General features: G+C 67.3%; 8 protein-coding genes. 4 read left to right on the forward strand and 4 right to left on the reverse strand.

The annotated features are described in order from the left end of the window. Window positions 1-49 precede the first annotated feature (49 nt). The 3 genes from H8S61_RS02285 to H8S61_RS02295 all read right to left on the reverse strand — a co-directional run bounded on the left by H8S61_RS02285 (window position 50) and on the right by H8S61_RS02295 (window position 4123). Complete coding sequence (locus tag H8S61_RS02285; RefSeq protein WP_186937819.1) at window positions 50-2005, reverse strand: fructose-1,6-bisphosphatase; 1956 nt, start codon at window positions 2003-2005, stop codon at window positions 50-52. Window positions 2006-2040: 35 nt separating this feature from the next. After that, window positions 2041-3717 (reverse strand): SPM autocatalytic domain-containing protein, encoded by a 1677-nt coding sequence (locus tag H8S61_RS02290; protein ID WP_186937820.1) that lies wholly within the window; start codon window positions 3715-3717, stop codon window positions 2041-2043. A 64-nt stretch (window positions 3718-3781) separates the two neighbouring features. Next, window positions 3782-4123, reverse strand: a complete 342-nt coding sequence (locus H8S61_RS02295) for an arsenate reductase family protein (RefSeq protein WP_186937821.1) — start codon at window positions 4121-4123, stop codon at window positions 3782-3784. Between the two features lie 376 nt (window positions 4124-4499). On the opposite strand from H8S61_RS02295, the gene H8S61_RS02300 reads away from it, so the two are divergent. From H8S61_RS02300 to H8S61_RS02330, 3 genes are all read left to right on the forward strand, one after another. Next, window positions 4500-6656: a Tex family protein gene (locus tag H8S61_RS02300; RefSeq protein WP_186937822.1), complete on the forward strand. Its 2157-nt coding sequence runs from the start codon at window positions 4500-4502 to the stop codon at window positions 6654-6656. A 190-nt stretch (window positions 6657-6846) separates the two neighbouring features. After that, entirely contained in the window at window positions 6847-12402 is a 5556-nt protein-coding gene (locus tag H8S61_RS17260; RefSeq protein WP_222617535.1) for an EAL domain-containing protein, read from the forward strand. A 396-nt stretch (window positions 12403-12798) separates the two neighbouring features. Beyond that, window positions 12799-13542, forward strand: a complete 744-nt coding sequence (locus tag H8S61_RS02330) for a hypothetical protein (RefSeq protein WP_255466400.1) — start codon at window positions 12799-12801, stop codon at window positions 13540-13542. Window positions 13543-13809: 267 nt separating this feature from the next. On the opposite strand, the gene H8S61_RS02335 is transcribed toward H8S61_RS02330, so the two are convergent. Next, the gene (locus H8S61_RS02335; protein WP_436231597.1) at window positions 13810-15348 is read right to left on the reverse strand and encodes an aminotransferase class I/II-fold pyridoxal phosphate-dependent enzyme; all 1539 of its coding nucleotides are present in this window, start codon (window positions 15346-15348) and stop codon (window positions 13810-13812) included. A gap of 224 nt (window positions 15349-15572) precedes the next feature. Here H8S61_RS02335 and H8S61_RS02340 point away from each other — a divergent pair, with 224 nt between their 5' ends. Further along, window positions 15573-16607: a DUF3089 domain-containing protein gene (locus tag H8S61_RS02340; RefSeq protein ID WP_186937825.1), complete on the forward strand. Its 1035-nt coding sequence runs from the start codon at window positions 15573-15575 to the stop codon at window positions 16605-16607. Window positions 16608-16659 lie beyond the last annotated feature (52 nt).

Consider the following 16659-nt stretch of genomic DNA (forward strand, 5'->3'; position numbering starts at 1 on the left):
ACCACCCTCGGCGGGGAACGGCAAACCCGCTCCCCGCAAGGACACCCGCCTACTTCCCGCCCTCGGGGATCTCGCCTTTGCGGTAGGCTTCTAGCAGCTGCTCCAGGTCGGCCACCTGCTGCTTGAGTTCGGCGCCGGTGTCGGTGTCGGCCACGAGCGTGCGCTTCTCGACGCGCTCGACCACCTTGCGCGACGAGTGGATGTCCAGCTCGTTCACCACGGCGGCGCGCATCGACTCGAGGGGCTCGTGAGCGGCCAGGACGAAGCCGTAGGAGTTCGAGATCAGCGTGTAGCCGGCGATGCCGGTGGTGGGCTGGTAGGCCTTCGAGAAGCCGCCGTCGATGGTGAGCACGCGACCCTGGCACTTCACCGGATCCTCGCCGTCCTTCACCTTCACCGGCACGTGGCCGCACACGATGCGCGACGTCTCGGGATCCATCCCGAAGTCCTCGAAGATGCCGGCCATCACGCGCTCGTCGTTGAGGTAGGTATAGAACGGGTTCTTGACCTCCTTGCGCGCCTCCTTCTCGGCGATCAGGTACAGCTCGAAGGTTGCCATCTTGCTCTTCGCGAACAGGGGCGACCCCTCCCCCAGCCACAGGTACCACAGGAGGTCGCGCCCGCGCTTGGCCAGCTCGGGGTCGGCGTCGTCGAACGCCGCGCGCACGTAGCGCTCCATGACGTCGTACAGCGCGCGGCCCTTGTACGCCTCGCCGAACACGTCGGTCTCCATGAGGGAGCCGTCGGCGTTCAGCGGCACGCACGCGTGGAACAGCAGGTTGCCGTTGTGGATCTTGTACAGGCTGCCCGCGTCCAGGAAGAAGCGCATGTGGCGCTGCAGCTTCTCGCAGCCCGTGAAGGCCTGCTCGAGGCGCTGCATGACGTCCTCCTCCTCGGGGGTGAGGCGGTAGGGGTCGGCCGGGTCCACCGTAGGGAACACCGTGTCGGTCAGCTCGTACTCCACGCCGTCGAGCATCACCGTGCCGCGCTCGTAGTCGATCTTGTCGAGCAGCTTGCGGTCGTCCAGGCCGAAGCCGGGGTTCTCGTCGATGAGCTTCCCCTCCACCTTGAACTGGATGATGGCCATGGCCTTCTGGATCTTGACGTTCATCTCCAGCTCCTGCGGCGGGAGGTCCGGGTTGCCCTTGAGGGCGAACGCGACGCACGGGTCGTCGCGGTACGCGTCGAGCGCGAACGAGGCGAGCGGCAGGATGTTGATGCCGTAGGCGTCCTCCAGGATGGAGAGGTTGCCGTAGCGCGCGCAGTTGCGCACGACGTGCGCGATGCAGCCGCGCTGGCCGAGCGAGGCGCCCATCCACACGATGTCGTGGTTGCCCCACTGGATGTCGAGGGAATGGTGCTCCATGAGCGCGTCCATGATGACGTGCGGGTAGGGCCCGCGGTCGTAGATGTCGCCCACGATGTGCAGCCGCTCGATGGCCAGGCGCTGGATGAGCAGGCACAGCGCCTCGACGAGGGCGGCGGCGCGGTCGGTGCGGATGACGGCGTCGATGATGGCGGCGTAGTAGGCCTGCTTGTCAACCCCGTGGCGGTTCTCGGTCATGAGCTCCTCGATGATGTACGCGAAGTCGCGGGGCAGCGCCTTGCGCACGCGGGAGCGCGTGTACTTCTGGGCGGCGCGCTTGCACACGGCCACGAGGCGCGGCAGCGTGACGGCGTACCACGCCTCGGCGTCGTCCACCTGCGACAGCACGAGCTCGGTCTTCTCGCGCGGGTAGTAGATGAGCGTGGCCAGCGAGCGTTTCTCCTCGGCGCTCAGCGCGTCGCCGAACACGTCGTCGATCTTGAGGCGGATGGAGCCGGAGCCGTTCCTCAGGGTGTGGGAGAACGCCTCGTACTCGCCGTGGATGTCGGACGCGAAGAACTCGGTGCCCTTGGGGAGGTTCAGGATGGCGCTGAGGTTGATGATCTCCGCCGACGCCTTGTCGGCCGTGGGAAACGACCGGGAGAGCAGCTCCAGGTACCGCTTGTTCGTCACATCCATGTCCATCCTCCTCGTTGGGACGTTGCATTGCGCGTTCATTCTACCTCAACCGCTCTGCCCCATGCGTCTACGGGATCCCCTTTCGACAAGATGATCGAACAGGCACGCGAACGCTCGAGCCCCTCGACGCGTATCGAAGGCTCCTGCCCCTGCACCGTTATCAGAACATCCGACAGATCCGGCGACGCCCCTTGCGCGCGCTTCTCGACGACCACGTCCCCGGCATCGACGCCGTCCCAGAGCACGATCGCGATCGCCCCCTCGGGATCGCTGACGACGCACGCGCCGGCCCCCGCCGAGAAGACGTACGCGTCGTCCGAGGCGCCTCCGAGCAAAACATGATCGCCCTCGGCGACGATGAAGAGATTCGCACGATCGGACGACCCTTCCATCTCGCGCGCTTCCGGCTGGGAAAACCAAAGGTCGTTCGTCGCGGAATCGACCAGGGCGCCGTAGCGCCGGTTGACGGCGTCCAAGGCTTCTCGAAGATCCTCCCTGCCCGACGTCGAATAGGGATCGAGCATGCCCATGCTGCAAACGAAATCGATCAGAACCTCCTCGCCCTGCGCCTGATCGCGTTCCAGCGTTTCAAGCAGCATATCTGCCGCAGCCCCCATGTTCGCCGCGCCCATGACCTCGAAGCGAATGCGATCGCAATAGCCCTTGAGGTGGCTGTCGACCATGAGCGAGCAATACAGCTCGGTCACCAACCAATCGTAGCCCGACGATATCTTGTCCATGGCCTGCTCGCTCGTAGGTCCATCGTAGGAAGCGCCCGCCAGCACCTCGAGCACTTTGAGCCGGTCGGTCTCTCCCGTCCAAACCTGCAGCACCTGCTCGGTCAATTCCAACCGCGTGCCGCGATCGGACTCCGCGACGAACCGCTCCAGCAATGCTTTCAGGCGACCGGTTCCGTCGCGAGCCATGCTCTGATGCAGGCTCGGCAGGGCGCCCATGCCCGAAAAGTCGGGAAGCAGCGCTACGTCGTCGGGAACGGGCAGCTCCTCGAACGTCGCCGAAGCGCTGGCATGGTCGCACAGAACCACGCCGCACGCGCGGTATACCCGCATGCCGCTGCTCGACACTCGGAAAAACGAGAGGTCGGGACTGGCCTGATCCTCCGAACCGTCGGCATCGCCGTCCAATATCTCGATCGAAACCATGCCCTTCTCCTCGAGAGCATGCAGCTCGTCGGGACGGGAAACCGCATCGGAGTCCGCGTCGATCCAGAGCATGAGTTCGGAGAATGCGGGATCCGCGGAATCGACGACCCCGTCCCCGTTGCCGTCCAGATCGCGCAGCGCCTCGCGGGCGCCGCGGGCGAGCTCGCCGTTCTCGAGCATCGTATTGTTGCCGAACAGCTCCCTCCCGCTCGCAATCGCCCCATCGTGGTCGAGGTCGCGAACCAGGATGCCGCACGTGCCCGAAACCCACTCGGTCCGAACGCCGTCACCCGCATCCGCGAAATCGAAGGAGATCCCCTGATCGAACGGCAGCGGGGCAAACCCGTCGCCCTCAAGATCGACGACGAGCGCTTCGTTTGCGCCGACCAGGCTATTTCCTCCCCCGAACACGTCGGTCGCCGCCGTATCCGCGCCCCGATTCGGATGGGTCGCCGCATACGCCGAAAGAGCGGCCAAGGCCAACGCGAACACGATCAGGGCACCCGCGAGGAAGCCCTTCCGCACCTTGCATTGCCGGCGAATCGTCATGAGCGCCCTCCCTCGATGGTTTGCGAAGCGTGTTGCGCGAAGACGACGAGCGCGCGAGCGGGCCCTACTCCCACATCTTCCATATCTCGGGGGCGTAGCCCACCGTGGCCTGCTTGCCGTTGCGCACCACGGGCTCGGCGAGGACGTGCTGGCTCTCCAGCACCTTGTCGAACTTCTGGTCAGGCGAGAGGTACGCGAGCAGGGCCACGAGGTCCTGGTCCTTCGCCTTCGGGTCGATCAGCGCCTCGATGCCGCCGACCGCGCGGCACGCCGACTCGAGCTCGCCCTTGCTCATCCCCCTCTCCTTCAGGTCGATGAACTGGAACTTCACGCGCCGCTCCTTGAAGAAGCGCTGCGCCTTCTTCGTGTCGAAGCTCTTCTTGGTGCCGAACACCTGGATGTTCACGCTGCCTCCCTTTTTTCGCGCTCCTGCAAAACGACCCCGATGCTGCGCAAGCATCCGCGACGAGAGCGTACCGGCCCGTCCAAGCGAAGTCAACGGCCGCATCCGCTTCGACGGCCCGTTCTGCACAAAAATCACCGCCGTGAAGCTCGACGCGCACGCAAGGGAACCTCGAGTTTCTCACGACCTGGGCAAACGGGCGTGCGAGAGGAGCGGTCGCCAAGCGCGGCGTCATGAAAACCGCGAAATCGCTTCACCTCGGTGATTTTTGTGCAGAACGAGAGCTTTTCGCCGCAGCGGGCGCGGTCGCGCGTCCGTCGCCCGCCGTCCGTTGCCTATAATGGCTACCCGATTCGGAACCCAAGTCCAGGAGCAATCCATGCCATCCATCCAAAGCACCATCGCCGACGAGCTCGGCCTGACCGCGGCGCAGGTGGCCGCCGTCATCGCGCTCGTCGACGAGGGCAACACCATCCCCTTCATCGCCCGCTACCGCAAGGAGGCCACCGGCGGCATGGACGACGCCACGCTGCGCGCCTTCGACGAGCGGCTCTCCTACCTGCGCAACCTCGAGGCGCGCAAGGCCGAGGTGCTGCACGCCATCGAGGAGCAGGGCAAACTCACGGCCGACCTGCGCGCGAAGATCGAGGACGCCGCGGTCATGCAGCGCGTGGAGGACCTGTACAAGCCGTACAAGAAGAAGCGCGCCACCCGGGCGTCGAAGGCGCGCGAGGCGGGGCTCGAGCCGCTCGCCCTGCTCATCCTCGCGCAGCAGCCGCACGGGGAGGACCCGCTGCGCGCCGCCGCGAGGCTCGTGAACCCGGCCGCCGGCTACCCGACGCCCGAAGAGGCGCTGCAGGGCGCCCGCGACATCGTGGCCGAGACCATCGCGGACGACGCCGAGCACGTCGCGGCCCTGCGCGCCTACACCAAAAACTGCGGCGCGCTCGCGGCGGAGGCCGTCGACGCGGGCGAGAAGAGCGTGTACGAGGCGTACTACGACTTCTCCGAGCCCCTGCTCAAGGTGCCCAACCACCGCATCCTCGCCATCAACCGCGGCGAGAAGGAGAAGAAGCTGCGGGTGAAGGTGCGCGCCGACGCGGACGGCGCCGTCTCCCAGCTGGAACGACGCGTGGTCAAGCGCCCGCAGAGCCCCTGCGCCGGCGTCCTTCGGGAAGCCGTCGCCGACGGCTACAAGCGCCTGATCGCCCCGTCGATCGACCGCGAGATGCGCGCCGAGCTCACCGAGCGCGCCGAGACGCAGGCCATCCGCGTGTTCGCCAAGAACACCGAGAGCCTCCTGCAGCAGCGCCCCGTCCGCGGCGCGCGCGTCATCGCGCTCGACCCGGGCTACCGCACGGGCTGCAAGGTGGCCGTACTCGACGAGTACGGCAAGCTGCTCGACTTCTCCACCGTCTACCCCACCCCGCCGCGCTCCCAGGTCAAGGAGACGCAGGCCGCGCTCCACGCCCTCATCCGCAAGCACCGCGTCAACGTGATCGCCATCGGCAACGGCACGGGCAGCCGCGAGACGGAGGACGTCGTGGCCGACCTCCTCGAGCGCATCGAGGAGCCCGTGCAGTACACCATCGTGAACGAGGCCGGCGCCTCGGTCTACTCGGCCTCCCAGCTGGCGAGCGAGGAGTACCCCGACCTCGACGTCACCACGCGCGGCGCCATGAGCCTGGGCCGCCGCCTGCAGGACCCGCTGGCCGAGCTCGTGAAGATACCGCCCCAGGCCATCGGCGTCGGACAGTACCAGCACGACCTCAACCAGGCCGCGCTCGAGCGCGCGCTGACCGGCGTCGTGGAAAGCGTCGTCAACCGCGTGGGCGTCGACCTCAACACGGCCAGCGCGAGCCTGCTGGGCTACGTGTCGGGCATCAGCGCCGCCGTGGCGAAGAACATCGTGGCCTACCGCGAGGAGCACGGCGCCTTCGCCGACCGCCGCGAGCTCAAGAAGGTGCCGAAGCTGGGTGCCAAGGCCTTCCAGAACTGCGCCGGCTTCCTGCGCATCGCGGGCGGCGCCAACCCGCTGGACGCGACGAGCGTCCACCCCGAGAGCTACCCGGCGGCGCGCGAGCTGCTCAAGCGCGCGAAGGTGAAGCCGGAGGCGCTCGCCCGCGGCGGCGTCCCCGACATCGTGAGCCGCCTCGGCGACCTCCCCGCGCTGGCCGCCGAGCTGGGAGTGGGCCTGCCCACCCTGCGCGACATCGTCGCCGAGCTGGAGAAGCCGGGCCGCGACCCCCGCGACGACGCGCCGCCCGTCGTGTTCAACCGCACCGTGCGCGACTTCGACGACCTCGCCGTCGGCATGGAGCTGGCCGGCACCGTGCGCAACGTCGTGGACTTCGGCGCGTTCGTGGACGTCGGCGTGAAGCAGGACGGCCTCGTGCACGTCTCCAAGCTGGCCGACCGCTTCGTGCGCCACCCGAGCGAGGTCGTGGCCGTGGGCGACACCGTCACCGTCTGGGTGTCCGGCGTCGACAAGGACCGCGGCAAGATCTCGCTGACCATGGTCAAGGGGAAGCTCTAAGAGCCGAGGACGCCCGGGCGCCCGCCGCCTCGCCGAGGGCGCGCCGGGCCGCCTCGACCAGGCCTCGACGCGATGATTCCTTCGCGCCAAACGCGCGCTACCGCGCCCGTTTCCTTGGTATACTGGTGCGCGAACGACGTATCGAGGATTGACGCGCCGACGATTCGACGCACGCGAGAAGAAGGTGTACATGGCCGGCGCACACGCAGCAGGGGAAGAACCCGAGGGCTCGTTGCTCTTCCTCGGCCTCGACGAGGCCGAGGACGCGGCGCTGCGAGGCGTCTTCGAACCGGAGCGCCCCATCGTCTCCGCGCGCACCGCCGCCGAGGCGCGCGCCGCCCTGAGCGGCAACGCGGTGGCCGCGATCGTCTACGACCCCTCCCTGCCCGGATGCGACGACTGCCTCGCCCAGCTGAACGGCGGGCATCGCCTGCCGCTGTTCGCGGTGGCGGCCGAAGAGGACGACGAGCTGCAGGTGCACGCCCTCCAGACGGGCGCGGACGACGTCGTCCTCATGCCCGTGAAGCCGAAGCTCGCACGCGCCCGCATGAAGAACGCGCTCGAGAACCGCCGGCACCGCTTCGACCCGCTCACCGGCCTGTACCGCGAGGATACGTTCGAGTCCGAGGCCGCGGCGCGCATCGCGGCGCAGCCGGCGGGCACCTACCTGCTGGCATGCTGCGACGTGGACAACTTCAAGGCCGTGAACTCCCAGTACGGGCGCGCGACCGGCGACTTCGTGCTGCAGCAGATCGGCCGCATCGTCACCGACTTCGTCGACGCCTACGACGGCATCGCCTGCCGCGTGGCGGCCGACAACTTCGAGCTGCTGCTGCCCGCCGACACGCCCGCGCTGCTGCCCGACCTCGTCTCGTCGCTGGAAGGCGTGTTCAAGGGACGGAACATCCACCTCAAGCTCCAGCTGAGCATCGGGCGCTACCTCATCGACGACAAGGGCATCTCGATCAGCGAGATGACGAACAACGCGCTGCTCGCGAAGCGCACGGTGAAGGGCCGTTACAACGTGTCGGTCGCCTACTTCGACGACGAGATGCGCCGCCGGTCCATCGAGGAGCAGCGCATCATCGGCCACATGGACTACGCGCTGGCCGAAGGGCAGTTCGAGGTGTGGCTGCAGCCCCAGTACAACCACGAGACCGGCGCCATGACGGGCGCCGAGGCCCTCGTGCGCTGGCGCAGCCCCGAGCAGGACGCCATGATCCCGCCGAACGCGTTCGTGCCCGTGTTCGAGCGCAACGGGTTCATCTACGAGCTGGACAAGTACGTCTGGGAGCAGGTGTGCAAGCTGCTGCGCCGCTGGCTCGACGAAGGGAAGGAGCCGCTGCCCATCTCGGTGAACGTCTCGCGCATCGACGTGCTGCAGGACGATTTCTACGAGCGCATCACCGGCCTCGTAGAAGCCTACGCCGTACCCACCGAGCTGCTGCGCCTCGAGATCACGGAGTCGGCGTTCTCGTTCGACACCGCGCTCATCATCTCGATGGTGAAGCGGCTGCAGGAGCGCGGGTTCACCATCGAGATCGACGATTTCGGCAGCGGCTACTCCTCCTTCAACGTGCTCAAGGACGTGCCCGCCGACGTGCTGAAGCTCGACATGATGTTCCTATCCGGCGAGGACCGCACCGGGCGCAGCGGCAACATCATCGAGTCGGTCGTCCGCATGGCGAAGTGGATCGGCGTGCAGATCATCGCCGAAGGGGTGGAGACGAGGGAGCAGGCCGACTTCCTCAGCTCCATCGGCTGCTCGATCGTGCAAGGCTACCTCTACGACCGTCCCCTGCCCCCCGCGGCGTTCGAGGAGAAGTTCGACGCCTGCCAGAAGGCCAGCGACGCCAACACGTTCGAGACGATCGACGTGCTGGACAGCAGCACGTTCTGGAGCCCCGCATCGCTCGAGTCGCTCATCTTCAACAGCTACGTCGGCGGCGCGTGCGTCGCGGAGTTCACCGAGGACGGCTGCGAGATCATCCGCGCCAACGAGAAGTTCCGCGAGACGCTGAACACCCCGCTCACCCTCGGGGAGCTCCTCAAGATCGACCCGCTCACCTGCCTGTCCGGCGAGGATGCGGCGCGCTTGCGCGACGAGGTGGACGAAGCGGCGCGGCGCGGCCGGGAAGTGTCCGGCGAGCTGGCGTTCTCGTTGGTCAAGACGAATCCCTCGCACCGGGAGCACCTGCGCTACCGCGGCCGCACCATCGCCCAGGGCCGCTTCAGGAACGAAGTGTACTTCCTCGTCGAGAACATCTCCGAGCAGAAGCGGGCGCTGAAGCAGCTCGAGGACCTGAACGAGTCCATGGAGCGCCTGATGAACGACACGCCGGGCGGCTTCGGCCGGGCGGCCGTCGAGGCGGACGGCTCGCTCGTGCCCACCTTCACGAACGATCGGTTCTGCCAGCTGCTGGGCATGACGCGCGACGAGGTGGCCGAGGCCTTCGCCTCCTCCGCGTTCGCGCTCGTGCACCCCGACGACCTGTCCGAGCTCGGCGGGACGGTCGGGCGCATGACGGACGAGGACGACGTGCTGTCCACCCGCATACGCCTTCGCCACAAGACGCGCGGCTACATACCCATCCAGGCCTCGTTCCGCGTAAGCACCGGCAGCGAGGGCGTCAAGCACATCAACAGCTACTACACCGACGCCACGGCCGCGACCGAGCTGGAGGAGCGCCGCAAGGAGCTGCTGGACAACCTGCCGTGCGGCGCGGCCATCTACCGGATCGGCGACGGCGGCATCAGCGTCCTCCACGTGAACAAGCAGTTCCAGAACCTGGTCGCGCGCAGCGAGAGCCAGATCTACGCGCAGAACGCCCTCGAGGCCGTGCACCCGGACGACCGCGCGCGCATCATGGAAGCCATCCGCGACGGCGCCGACGACGAGCGGATGATGTGCGACTACCGCGTGCTGCACGGTGACGGCGGCTATCTCGCCATGCACGTCGTGGGCAAGACCGAGCCGCAGGACGACGGCTCCAGCCTCATCTACGCCACGTGCACGCCCATCAGCGACGACGAGCTTTCCGTGGGCGTCGCCCACGCCGACCAGCTCAAGGCCGAGCGACGGGCCGAGGACATCAACGAGCAGCTCGTGTTCCTCAACGACATATCGCGGTTCCTGCTGGTCAGCAAGAACCCGGACGAGGCCATCCAGCAGGCGCTCGAGAAGATCCGCGAGCACTTCGACGGGAAGCGGTCGTACATCTTCGAGTTCGACCGCGACAAGCGCGAGTCGTCCAACACCTACGAGGTGTGCGCCCGCGACGTGGTCTCGGAGCAGGCGAACCTGCAGGGCATCCCCTTCTGGCGGCAAAGCTACATCATGGACGAGTTCCGCCAGGGGCGCGCCGTGTTCATCGAGGACGTGAGCGCGCCGTCGGCCGAGGCCAAGGAGGAGCGCGACATCCTCAAGCTCCAGGGCATCGGCAGCGTGCTGCTCGTGCCCCTGTGGAGCGACGGCGCGCTCATCGGCTACGCGGGCGTCGACGACCCGCGGCAGAGCGCGCGCCACATCGGCCAGCTGGCGGCCCTCGGCGACTGCATCGCGGCGATGCTCATCCGCCGCGACCACGTCGCGCGCATGGAGCAGGACAACGAGCTGATGCAGCGCCTCATGAACGACACGCCGGGCGGCTTCGTGCGGATGAGGATGCGGCCCGACGGCAGCGCCGTGCCCGCGTTCATCAACGACGGGTTCTGCCAGATCATGGGCATGACCCACGACGAGGCCATGGAGCTGTACACCGAGGACGCGTACGCCGGCGTGCACCCCGACGACGTCGCCGAGCTCACGCGGGCGGCCGCGAAGGCCATGGAGGAGTCCGCGATGTTCTCGGCGCGCGCCCGCTTCCGGCACAAGGAGCGGGGGTACCTGCCGTTCCAGGCGTTCTACCGCGTCACCGACGAGCCCGACGGCTCCCAGTGCATGAACGCCTACTACGTGGACATGACCCCCGAGACCGAGCTGGAGGAGCGTCGCAAGGAGCTGCTGGACAACCTGCCGTGCGGCGCCATCATCTTCGAGATCGACGCCGACGGCGCCATCCACGCGTCCCACATCAACAAGCGCTACGCCGAGTTCGTGCAGCGCAGCGGCGACGAGCTGCGCACCCACGACGCCATCCAGGCGATCCACCCCGACGACCGCGACCGCATGATGCGCGCCATCGGCGAGGCCGTCGAACACGGGCGCGACACGGAATGCGACATCCGCACGCTCAAGGGCGACGGCAGCTACCTGGCGTTCCACCTCGTGGGGCGCATCGTGGCGAAGGAAGCGCGCAAAACCGTCATGTACACCACCTACACGCCCATCAGCGAGGAGACGCGCTCGCTCAGCGTCGCCTTGGCCGACCAGCGCCGGGCCGAGCAGCTGGCGCAGGAGACGAACGAGCAGCTGCGTCTGCTGAGCGACGTGTCCCGCTACCTGCTGATGGGCGACGATCCCGACGAGGCCATCCGCTCGGCGCTCGGCGAGACGGCGGCGTACTTCGACGGGGACCGCGCCTACGTCTTCGAGCTGGACGAAAGGCGTCGGCTGTCGAGCAACACCTACGAGTTCTGCGCGCCGGGGGCGACGTCGGAGCAGGAGCGCCTGCAAGGCGTCCCCTTCGAGCGGCAAGCGCGCACGCTGGGCCTGCTGGAGGGCGGCGCGAGCCTGTACCTCGACGACACGGGCGACGTGCCCGACTTCGGCATCCGGGATCGCGGCGTGCGCAGCCTCGTCCTCGTCCCGCTGCACAGCGGCGGGAAGCTGAGCGGGTTCTTGGGCGTGGACAACCCGCGGCGCAACGTCGCGCACATCGACCACCTCGGCGGTCTCGGTGACTCCGTGGCCGCCATCCTGCAGCGCCGCGACAGCGAGGAGCAGATCCTGCGCGACAACCGCGTCATGCGCGACCTCATGAACGACATGCCCGGCGGCTTCGTGCAGCAGAGGGTGAGCCCCGACGGCAGGACCGTGCCGCTGTTCATGAACGAGGAGTTCTGCCGCATGAGCGGCATGAGCCACGACGAGTGTTTCGCGTACTACGGCACGGACGGCTTCACCGGGGTCCATCCCGACGACAACGATATGGCGAAGCGCGAGCTGGAGAAGCTCATCGCCTCCCGCGAGACCATCACGCTGCGCCTGCGCCTGTTCCGCGGCGACGGCAGCTACGTGCCCATGCAGGTGTTCTACCGGGTGACCGACGACCGCGATGGCAACCTGCTGCTGAGCGGCTACTACACCGACCTGACCGACCAGCTGGCCGTGGAGGAGCGCGCGATGGCCGAGCACGACGAGCTGACCGGGCTGTTCAACCGCACGAAGCTGGCGCACATGAAAACCGACGCGTACCGCGACCTCGCGTCGTGCGGCGTGCTGTTCTTCGACGTGAACCACCTCAAGACGGTGAACGACAGCGAGGGCCACGACCAGGGCGACGTGCTGCTGCGTCTCGTGGCCGACGGCATCGCCTCGATCGCCGACGAGCGCGTGCACGGCTACCGCTACGGCGGCGACGAGTTCCTCGTGGTGGCCTGCGACGGCGCGGAAGGCGAGCTGGCAGGGCTGGTGGAGCGCTGGACGGCGCGCATGCGCGAGCTGGCCGACGAGCGCCAGGTGACCGCCACCGCCGCCGTGGGCAGCGCCTGGAGCGAGGCGCCGTTCACCCTCAACGACCTCATCCGCCGCGCCGACCGCGCCATGTACGCCGACAAGCAGCGCGGCAAGCGGGACGAGGGGTAGCCGCGCCCCGCCGATTCCCGAGGAGGACGCGGCCGCCAGCGTCGGAACCTTGCGCGGAACACACGCGGTTCTCGCACGGTTCTTGCACGGTTCGCATGCGGTTCTCGCGCGGTTCTTACGCGGATCCCACGCGCGAAAATCGTGGGCTCAACTGGCCTTATTTCGTGGTACGCTCGCGGCATGAGCATCGTGCTGTCCCACATATCCGCACTCGAATTCTGGCGCTCCGCCGCAAGCGACGCGGGCCCTCCCCGCGCGGACTGCGCCCTTCGGGACGCGCCGGCATGCGCGCCGGCGCCCGCTTCCTCCTCCGAGCGCGCGCTTCTGAGCTGCGGAACGTTCTCCGCGCCCTTGCACGTCCTCGCGCTCGACGGGCGCCGCAAAAGCACGCCGCACGTGGTCGTGCATCAAGCGCGCTCCCTCCCGAGCGGCTCGTTTCGAGCCATCGCCCTCGAGGGCGCCGAAGAGCCCCTGTTCGTCGCCTGCCCCGAGCTCGCGTTCGCGCACCTGGCCGCTTCGCTGAGCTTCGCGCGCGCCGTGCACCTCGGCTACGAGCTCTGCGGAACCTACGCTCCCGACGACAGCCGCCCGTTCGGCGTGAGAAACCGGAGCCCGCTCGCCACCCCGGACAGCATAGCCGCCTACCTCGACCAAGCGGGGGCCGTCCGAGGCGCGGGGCCCGCACGCGTCGCGCTCCCCCACGTGCTGGCCCTGTCGGCATCGCCCCGGGAATCGACCTTGTCCATGCTCTTGACGCTGCCCTACGCGCGCGGCGGCAGCAACATCGCCCATCCGCGGATGAACGCCGTCATCCCCCTCGGCAAGCGCAACCGGTGGGCCGCCGACCGATCCCATTTCCGCTGCGACCTGCTGTGGCCCGAGCAAAACGTCGCCGTCGAGTACGACAGCACGCTCTGCCACACGGGCCCGACGCGCATCGCCGCCGACGCCGCCCGGCGCAACGCGCTCGAATCCCTCGGGCTGACCGTGATGACGGCCACGTGGCGGCAGGTGGCGAACCGCCAGGAGTACGAGCGGTTCGCGCGCATCCTCGCCGGTCATCTGGGGGCCAGGATCAGGCCGAGCTGCCAAGACTACGCGCGCAAGCAGTTCGCCCTGCGAGCGGAGCTGCTGCGCTGAGGCCGCGCGCCGCTCCCGGCGCGCGGCCCGATCGTCCGACTCGTGGCAGGTTTTGGGAGATATTCGTCGCTTTCGAGCCGAAAACGAGGCCTCGCGGACAAGGGCGCTTGCGCGCGCCGACGTTTCCCCAGGTCGCCGTATTCCGCATTCGGGGGCGTCCGCGACACACCCCGCTTCACGACGAAAAACTCCCGTTTTCCGCCACGAACCGATGCCGCAAACTGACGCCATGACCGCCGTCGCGGCCACGGCGGCGCCTCTCGCGCGCTACGCCTGGCGGTAGCGGCTCAGGAAGTCGCCGAGGTCGCGCATGGCGTCGCCGAGCACCTCGATGCGCGGCAGGTACACCACGCGGAAGTGGTCGGGCTTCTTCCAGTTGAAGCCGCCGCCGTGCACCACGAGCAGGCGCTTCTCGTGCAGCAGGTCGAGCGCGAACTTCTCGTCGTCCACGATGTTGAACTTCTTCACGTCGAGCTTCGGGAAGATGTAGAAGCCCGCCTTGGGCTTGACCGCGGTGACGCCGGGGATGTCGTTGAGCGCGTTGTACACGTACTCGCGCTGCTCGTACACGCGACCGCCCGGCACGATATAGCTCTGCACGCTCTGGTGACCGCCGAGCGCCGTCTGCACGATGGACTGCGCCGGCACGTTCGAGCACATGCGCATGTTGCACAGCATGTTGACGCCGAGGATGTAGTCGCGCGCCCGCGCCTTGTCGCCCGACAGCACCATCCAGCCGATGCGGTAGCCCGCCACCATGTGCGACTTCGACAGGCCGCTGAACGTGACGCAGAACACGTCGGGCGCCATCGAGGCGATGGAGACGTGCTCGAGGCCGTCCATGACGATGCGGTCGTAGATCTCGTCGGAGAAGATGATGAGGTTGTGCTCGCGCGCGATGTCGACGAGCTCTTGGAGCACCTCGCGCGGGTAGAGCGAGCCGGTGGGGTTGTTCGGGTTGATGATGACGAGGGCTTTCGTGCGGCTCGTCACCTTGGCTCGGATGTCGTCCATGTCGGGGTACCATTCCGCCTGCTCGTCGCACACGTAGTGCACGGGCGTGCCGCCGGCCAGCGTCACGCAGGCCGTCCACAGCGGGTAGTCGGGCGAGGGCACGAGCACCTCGTCGCCGTTGTCGAGCAGCGCGAGCATGCTGAGGTTGATGAGCTCGCTCACGCCGTTGCCGGTGTACACGTCGTCGATGTCGACGCCCTCGATGTGCTTGAGCTGCGCGTACTGCATGATGGCCTTGCGCGCCGAGAACAGGCCCTTCGCCGACGAGTAGCCCTCGCACTCGGCCAGCTGGCGGCTCATGTCGAACACCATCTCCTCGGGCGCGCGGAAATCGAACGGCGCCGGGTTGCCGATGTTGAGCTTCAGGATGCGCGCGCCGGCCTCCTCCATGCGCTCGGCCTCCTCCACCACGGGCCCGCGCACGTCGTACAGCACGTTGTCCAGCTTCGTCGACTTCTTGATCTCGCGCATGGGCTCGCTCCTCGGTTCGGTGGTTTCGGGTTCGGTTCCGGCTTCGGCGCAGGGGGTTTCGGCGACAGGCACATCGTCGCACGCACCGGGTTCAATTTCTGCGCCCGTCAACAGCCAGGCAGGTTCGACTTCCAAGATACCCGCCAAGACGCGCACCACCGGGGCACGAGGAAGCGTTTTGCCGTTCGCATATTGGCTGACCTGGCTTTTCCCCAGCCTCATTCCCTGTTCGGCGGCCAACCTGATAAGATCGGCCTGCTTGAAGCCCTTGGCCTCCATCGACCGGGCGAGGCGTTCCGCAAACGTTTCCTGTTGGCTCATAAGCCCTCCGAGGTTCAATTTCTGCACCAACTAAATTGAACTCATTACACCACGATATTGAACTTGAACTAGCCGGGAATCGAAAAGTTCATTTTTCCGGCATCTTCGCGAGGGCAAGCGGTCGTTTCCCTGCGCCACCGTTCAACCTCGCGCGTTCATCCGGCGTTTCAAGGTATACTGTAATCAAGCATCAGCAGCTTCATAAGAGCCCGAGGAGGACCGTTATGAAGAAGATCGCGCCCGTCATCGCATTGCTCGCCCTCACGCTGATCGTCGCCGCAGGATGCGCGACACCGCCAAGCGACGCCGACCTCTCCGCGCCGCCGCAGCAGGGCGACTCCATCGAGCCCTCCGACTACGCCAACGAAGGCAACTGGCTGCACGTCGCCGCGCAACCCGACAAGCCGGTGGACATCTTCTACCTCTACCCCACTGCGTGGACCCGCCAAGAAGGCGAGCCGTACGTGGCCGCGATCGACAACCGAAGCATGCGCGAGGGGGCGCCTCGCAACCTCGTCTCCCAGGCTTCGGCCTACGAGGACGCCGGCAACGTGTTCGCACCCTACTACCGCCAGCTCGACGCGACGTACCTGCTCCCCCTGCCGCAAGACGAGCAGAAGTCCTACGTGTACGGCGTGCCCTACACCGACGTGGTTGCAGCCTTCGACTACTACCTCGAGCACTTCAACGATGGGCGCCCCTTCATACTGGCCGGGCATTCGCAGGGCTCCGAGATGATCAAATGCCTGCTCATCGAGTACATGCAGGAGCACCCTGACGTCTACGGGCGCATGGTGGCTGCCTACGTCGTCGGCTACTCGGTCACCCAGCAAGACCTCGACGACAACCCCCACTTGAAGTTCGCCGAGGGACCGGACGACACAGGGGTTATCGTCTCCTACAACACGGAGGCGCCGGAAATCGGGGGCGCGAGCCCGGTCGCCCTGCCCGGATCGGTGGCCATCAACCCCTTGTCGTGGACGCGCACCGACGAGCCCGCTGCCGCCAGCCTGAACCTCGGGTCGCGCTTCTACGACGAAGCGGGAGGCTACGAGGACGTGGAGGGCCTCGCCGACGCGACGGTCAACCTCGAGCGAGGCACCGTCATGTGCACCACGGTCGACGTCGACGAGTTCAGCTTCCCCGAGGAGATGGCCGCCCTATTCCCCAAGGGCGTGTTCCACGCGAGCGACTACCCCTTCTATTACCACAACCTGCGGGACAACGCGGTTCTGCGCGCGCAGAGCTATCTCGGATAAACGCGCCCGGCAACGTGTCCGGACGTGAACGAAACGCGTAAAAGCCGGCATC

This window comes from Eggerthella hominis (assembly GCF_014287365.1).
Lineage (GTDB): Bacteria > Actinomycetota > Coriobacteriia > Coriobacteriales > Eggerthellaceae > Eggerthella > Eggerthella guodeyinii.

Coding starts and splice junctions, on each gene's coding strand:
- H8S61_RS02285 (WP_186937819.1), bottom strand. CDS start 2,005: ATGGATGTGACGAACAAGCGGTACCTGGAGCTGCTCTCCCGGTCGTTT.
- H8S61_RS02290 (WP_186937820.1), bottom strand. CDS start 3,717: ATGACGATTCGCCGGCAATGCAAGGTGCGGAAGGGCTTCCTCGCGGGT.
- H8S61_RS02300 (WP_186937822.1), top strand. CDS start 4,500: ATGCCATCCATCCAAAGCACCATCGCCGACGAGCTCGGCCTGACCGCG.
- H8S61_RS17260 (WP_222617535.1), top strand. CDS start 6,847: ATGGCCGGCGCACACGCAGCAGGGGAAGAACCCGAGGGCTCGTTGCTC.
- H8S61_RS02335 (WP_436231597.1), bottom strand. CDS start 15,348: ATGAGCCAACAGGAAACGTTTGCGGAACGCCTCGCCCGGTCGATGGAG.
- H8S61_RS02340 (WP_186937825.1), top strand. CDS start 15,573: ATGAAGAAGATCGCGCCCGTCATCGCATTGCTCGCCCTCACGCTGATC.